The 6108-nt window shown below is 30.6% G+C and carries 4 protein-coding genes; all 4 read right to left on the bottom strand.

The genetic code is table 11. The annotated features are described in order from the left end of the window. Window positions 1-97: 97 nt before the first annotated feature. The gene (gene pulA / locus GXK56_RS25355) at window positions 98-2110 is read right to left on the bottom strand and encodes a type I pullulanase (RefSeq protein ID WP_160692717.1); all 2013 of its coding nucleotides are present in this window, start codon (window positions 2108-2110) and stop codon (window positions 98-100) included. 50 nt (window positions 2111-2160) lie between these two features. Further along, window positions 2161-3003, bottom strand: coding sequence for a sugar ABC transporter permease (locus GXK56_RS25360; protein WP_160692718.1), 843 nt, complete (start codon window positions 3001-3003; stop codon window positions 2161-2163). Continuing rightward, window positions 3003-4406 carry a sugar ABC transporter permease gene (locus GXK56_RS25365; protein WP_160692719.1) on the bottom strand — a complete coding sequence of 468 codons (1404 nt, stop codon included), beginning with the start codon at window positions 4404-4406 and terminating at the stop codon, window positions 3003-3005. The genes GXK56_RS25360 and GXK56_RS25365 overlap by 1 nt, the downstream gene beginning before the upstream one ends. A gap of 260 nt (window positions 4407-4666) precedes the next feature. Then, the gene (locus GXK56_RS25370; protein ID WP_160692721.1) at window positions 4667-5887 is read right to left on the bottom strand and encodes an extracellular solute-binding protein; all 1221 of its coding nucleotides are present in this window, start codon (window positions 5885-5887) and stop codon (window positions 4667-4669) included. Window positions 5888-6108: the final 221 nt, after the last annotated feature.

Raw genomic sequence — 6108 nt, forward strand, 5'->3', positions numbered from 1 at the left:
TAATAACACATTTAACATACTAATTTTTACTATAAAAAAATGGTATATCTTCTTCTTTTTATTTGAGAAAAGCCCCCAGGCTTTTTCTCCACAACTATTAGCTTAACTGAATAACATATGGGCTGATGGGTGGAATTATTGCATATTCTTTTACACTCCTAATTCCTTTTGCATCTGTATTCTCTCTATCTACTAATACTTTACCTTCTCTATGTTCCAAATTAATTTTAACTTCATTATTTGATGCATTGAATACAACAATTACTTCTTTACAATAATTTTCTTCATAACTTCCTTTTATTTTATAAGCTACTACCTGTTTAGGAAGCTTTTTCATAAAAGATATATCTTCCACTGAATTTCCACTTAAATCGTAAAAGCCTTTAAAGCTTTTTCTAACTTTTATAAGTCCTTTATAATAATTAATAAGCTCCTCAAATTCGTAAAACCTCTTCCAATCAAGCTGATTCAGTTCCTTTGAAAGACAAAAACTGTTATCTTCACCAAGCTTTGTTCTTCCTGCTTCTTCACCAGCCTGCATAAATGGAATCCCTCTTGAAAACTGAACAATTGCTGCTGCTAATTTATTCATTGCTAATAAATCTTCATGTTTAGTAAAATAATCCCCATCCTTCTTAACAGAATCCACAAGTTTATCCCATAATGTACTGTTATCATGTGCTGATACATAATTTATTAATTGGCCAGGCGTTCTAGGCTGATTCTTGTATTTAACATCTATTGATCCACAAACAGCCCTTTTTATTTTCTTTTCAAAGTCTATACCTCCATTAACAAAGCCTGGACTTTCTAATTCATTAAAAGCTCCTTTTATTGCATCTCTTGTATCATCGTTAAAAATAGAAATCCTATCTTTTAATTCCAATATAGCCTCTTTTTTCGCTGGAATATATCCTTCTTTAAAAGAACTCTCCGTTGCAGACCATGGTTCTCCATAAATAATAATATTTTTCCCGAAATCTAATTTATCTATTTCTTCTCTTAATAAATTCATGGTTTCTGTATCGTGAAGTCCCATTAAATCAAATCTAAAACCATCAATATGATATTCCTTTATCCAATATAATACAGACTCTAAAATATACTTTTGAAACATCTTTCTCTCACTTGCTGTATCATTTCCACAAGCGGAACCATCACAATAATTTCCTTCTTCATCCTGCCTGTAATAATAATATGGAACTGTACGATTAAAATGAGAATCTAAAGAATAAGTATGATTATAAACAACATCCATGACTACTGATATTCCTGCCTTATGCAAAGCTGCTATCATTTGCTTATACTCACGAATTCTAATTTCTCCCTTAAAAGGATTTGTTGAATAAGAACCTTCTGGAACATTATAATTTATAGGATCATATCCCCAATTAAATTTGCCATCATTATTACTTTCATCTACTGAACCATAATCAAAAGATGGAAGTAACTGTACATGGGTTATACCTAAATTCTTTAAATAATTTAAACATGTTGGATGTACCTTATCCCCATTCAATGTTGTATTTTCTTCTGTAAAAGCCAAATATTTACCTTGATATTTTGGATTTACTCCTGAATTAGGATCATTAGAAAAGTCACCAATATGAACCTCCCATATTTCTGTTTCTTCTAATGGATAAAAAACATGTTTGTCCTCTTCCCATCCACATGGGTTAGTCTTTTCTAAATTTACAACCATACTTCTAATTCCATTTACTCCACAAGCTTTAGCATATATATCCCCAGTTTCATTATTACTTCCATTTGCACTGACAGTGTAGGTATAATAAGTTCCATTTAAATCTCCCTCTACCTTTACTACCCAAACTCCTTTTTCTGTAAGTTTCATAGGGAAGTTTTCCATACAATATGAAGATTTTTCTTCTTCGCTTCCTTTATTATATAAGTTTAATGTCACTTCTTCAGCAGTTGGTGCCCAAACTTTAAAAACTGTTTTTTCTTTACTATAGCTTGCACCTAAATCATTTCCATCATAATAAAACTCCTCATCAAATTCCTTAGAATTAAAGAGCTCTCTCCACTCTTTTCCTGTCTTATTTCTAATAAGAAGATCTCTTTCAGTAAAACTATTTATTGACTTTGTCATAATAATCCCTCACCTTCAAATTAATAAACTTTTCTAAAAACATTGATTTATTATCCCTTGACTGAACCATCTGAAATTCCTTCAACATAGTACTTTTGCATCACTATAAATAAAATTGCAATTGGAATTGAAACCAATACTGCACCTGCAGCAAATTGAGTATAATAAGTATTAATAAATTCACGATCTAGCATTTTGGTAAGTCCTATTGCTACTGTATAATTATCATAATTATCTCCCATAATTACGCTTGCAAAAATATAATCCATCCAAGGTGCCATGAAGGAAGTAAGCACAGTGTATACCATAATGGGTTTGGAAAGTGGCAATATAATCTTGTAGAATATTTGAAATTTCGTAGCACCATCAATTAAAGCAGATTCATCTAAAGCTTTTGGTACTGTATCAAAAAATCCCTTTGCAATATAGAAACCTAAGCCTGCCCCTCCTGAGTATACAAGGATTAAGGCCACCAAAGACTGGCTTATCCCGATGCCTTTCAAAATATAATACACTGCAATCATTGACATAAATCCAGGAAACATTCCCAAAATCAATGCAAGACTCATAAATGGTTTTCTGATTTTAAAACGAAGCCTTGAAAGACAATAAGATGTTGATAAATTGTAAAATGTTGATAATATACATGAACAAACAGCAACGAAAAATGTATTTCCAAACCATCTTGCAAAATAAAATTGTTTTGTATCTGTAAATAATCTTACATAATTATCTATTGTCAATGACTTAGGGAAGAAGTAAGGTGTAAAGGACCCTGCTTCTTTTCTAAAAGAAATCAGTACTACCCAGAGAATAGGCATAATCCAAATAATACTTAATATAAAAAGTAAAGTGTGAGTCCATGTAAAATCTAAAAACTTCTTTGTTTTCATTATGAAAAATCCCCCTCCTCCTTGTATGCTGATGTTCTTTTATACATAAATAATGAAAATATTACAGATAAAATAAATACAATAATTCCTATTGTTGAAGCATAAGAATATTCTTTTCCTGTAACTGTTAATTTATAAAGCCAAGTAACTAATAAATCTGTCTTTCCAGCTTGATAGTAATCCAAATTAGCTGGCCCACCTTTTGTTAGCAGATAAATTACATTAAAGTTATTTATATTTCCAATAAATCCAGTAATCAAAGTTGGTGCTGTAATAAATAATATATATGGCATTGTAATCTTAAAAAATATTACAACTGAATTTGCACCATCTACTTTTGCTGCTTCATAAAGCTCTTTTGGTATATTCATTAAAATTCCAGTAACTGTTATCATTGTAAATGGAATGCCTATCCATAAATTGATAACTATTATTGTAATCCTTGCAAGTGTTGCTTCTGTTAAAAAATGAATAGGTGCTGAAATGAAGCCCAATTCCTGTAATAACACATTTACTGCCCCTTCATCCTGTAACATTGTCTGCATAGTTAATAATGTTACAAATTGAGGAATAGCAATAGATAAAATAAACATAGTTCTCCAAAACCCTTTAAACTTTACATTTTTCTTATTTATTAATAATGCAAGCAGTATTCCTCCAATATATGTGCTAAAGGTAGCTGTTACTGCCCAAATTAATGTCCATCCAAGCACTGGCCAAAAAGTATTTGAAATAGTACTTCCTATACCTAGCATTATTCTAAAATTATCTAGTCCGACCCATGTAAATAAACTGCCTGGAGGTTGATGAGTGCTGTCATAATTAGTGAAAGCAACTAAAATCATAAATACTAAAGGTAATATTGTAAACGCAAATATACCTAGTAAAGGTAAAAACATTAATGTATTATGAAGCTTTCCATCCAAATAGTCTCTTATATCTTCTTTAAATAAAGGTATCTTTTTTCCACTTTCTCTTAAGCTTTGTAATTCAATAGCCGATCTTATATTAGTTATCCAAATTAAAATAAATGCCATTATAATAAATACTGCAAAAACTCCAAATAACAAAATAAGCATGGAATTATCTCCATCCTGTAATAAATCAATGCCTAGCTCTTCATTAAACACCCACCCTTGTGTTACTTCTCCAAGGTTTCTTAATCCTAAAACAGCTTCCATACCTGTTTCTATCATATATAATAAAAAACTTATTTCCGCAAATAAAAATAATAGCCCCTTTACTATTTGTCCATGAATTAAGTTTGAAATTCCCATAATAAAAAATGAAAGCCTTGTAAATTTATCACCATTTTTAAAAGCTTTCTTAAAGAAATTAGATTTATTTTTAACTGAATTTATAGTTTTAATAAAGCTGTTTTTTTCTTCAATCTGCAAATTCATTATTCTTGCTCCTTTCTTATATTTCTTGAAATCCTTTCCTTATATATTGTTAATAAATAATTTCTTTACCTGATTAAACTACCACTATTACAATATAAAAAATCAATATTGAGCTGTTGCAAAATTCATATTTACAAAACGTAACAAATAAAATTTATAGGGGATAAATTTACTTATTTACACATTATTGAGCTTTCTCATGAATTTCACAAATTTTGCAACAGCACCTATAATATAAGTGTTTTACTAAATTTATTTACCTATTTGATTTGAGCTAAAATATTCTTAACTAATAAATCTAACTTTTCTTTCATATTGTCCTTAGTTATTGTTTTATCCATTAACCCAGCACCAAAAGCTTCTGCAGCAGGCCAGAAATTACCTACTTGTGGTATTGAAGTTTGAAGCACTGCTAATTTTGCTTGTTCATCAGCTGCTTTTTTTGCTGCTTCATCTTGTGGTCTTAATTCAGAACGTAATTTTAATGCATCTTTATTAGTTGTTAAATATTCTGCTAAAAGCATTGCTTCTGCTGGATATTTAGTTTGTGCATTTATACCTGTTAAATTAAAGTTCATCATACTTGCTAATTGAACTGTACTTCCATCTTCTAAAGTCACTTCTGGAAGTTTAGTAACTCCATAATCTTTTCCTAAATATCCCTTTATTGCTTCTGCATCCCATATTCCTTGGAAAGTAGCTCCAAGTTTTTTGTTTTCAAATGCTTTTAGTAGAAGAGGTCCATCTTGATTTGCAAACTTAGGACTTGCAGCTAAATTGGCCATGTAGTTTCCTGCCATTAATCCTTTTTGATTGTTAAAATCACATTTTGTAGGGTCTAGTCCATCTTGTCCAAATAATCTGCACCCAACTCCTTGGAAAAAACATGAATTAAACCATCCATTATCTATATCCATTGAAAAATTGGTAACGCCCTCTGGCAGTTTCTTTTCCATCATTGTGTTTAAGTTTTTAACTTCGTCTTCTGTATACATGCTCTTATCGTAAAACATAACAAAAGTTGTATTTGTTAAAGGATATCCATATAGTTCCCCATCTATGGTTGCACCTTTAACTGCTTCTGGTAAGCTGCTGCTTATGATTTTATCTTTGTTTTTTGTAATACGATATAATACATTTGCCTTCTTTAATTCTTGAATTTGATCTGATGCAAAATCAAAAATATCTGCAGCAGCTGAGGGATCTTTTAAAATTTCTTCCTTAGCCTTAGCTCCTTGCACTACTCCAAAATCAATAGTCCAGTCTTTAGCTTCTGGTGTACTATTTTTAAATTGTTCAACAACTTTACGATACATTTCTTGATCCTCTTGAGATCCCCAAATCTTAAGCTTTGCATCTTTAGCATACCCAGCACTTTTTCCTTTATCACTGGATGCTTGTTTTGCTGAAGTCCCACATCCTGCTAATCCTCCAACCACAATTATCCCTGTCATTAATAACGCTAATAACCTTTTCTTCATAATTTCTTCCGCCTCCCAAATATATGTATTTCTCTAACCTGACTGAATTATAACATAAGTAAAAACAAAACCTGTATCAATAATTAAACTTAAAATATCAATTTTTATACCTCTATTTTTAGACCTATCTTGACTTTTTTATTTAATAATCCATAAAATAAAAAATAAGGGGCTGTCGCACTAAATAATTAGTGCACGGCTCTTTTTGTGTGAAAAAATAA

This window comes from Clostridium sp. C2-6-12 (assembly GCF_009928485.1).
Taxonomy (GTDB): domain Bacteria; phylum Bacillota; class Clostridia; order Clostridiales; family Clostridiaceae; genus Clostridium.

Bases quoted from the DNA above. Each gene is read 5' to 3' on its own strand.
- pulA (WP_160692717.1), bottom strand. From the start codon at position 2,110: ATGACAAAGTCAATAAATAGTTTTACTGAAAGAGATCTTCTTATTAGA.
- GXK56_RS25360 (WP_160692718.1), bottom strand. From the start codon at position 3,003: ATGAAAACAAAGAAGTTTTTAGATTTTACATGGACTCACACTTTACTT.
- GXK56_RS25365 (WP_160692719.1), bottom strand. From the start codon at position 4,406: ATGAATTTGCAGATTGAAGAAAAAAACAGCTTTATTAAAACTATAAAT.
- GXK56_RS25370 (WP_160692721.1), bottom strand. From the start codon at position 5,887: ATGAAGAAAAGGTTATTAGCGTTATTAATGACAGGGATAATTGTGGTT.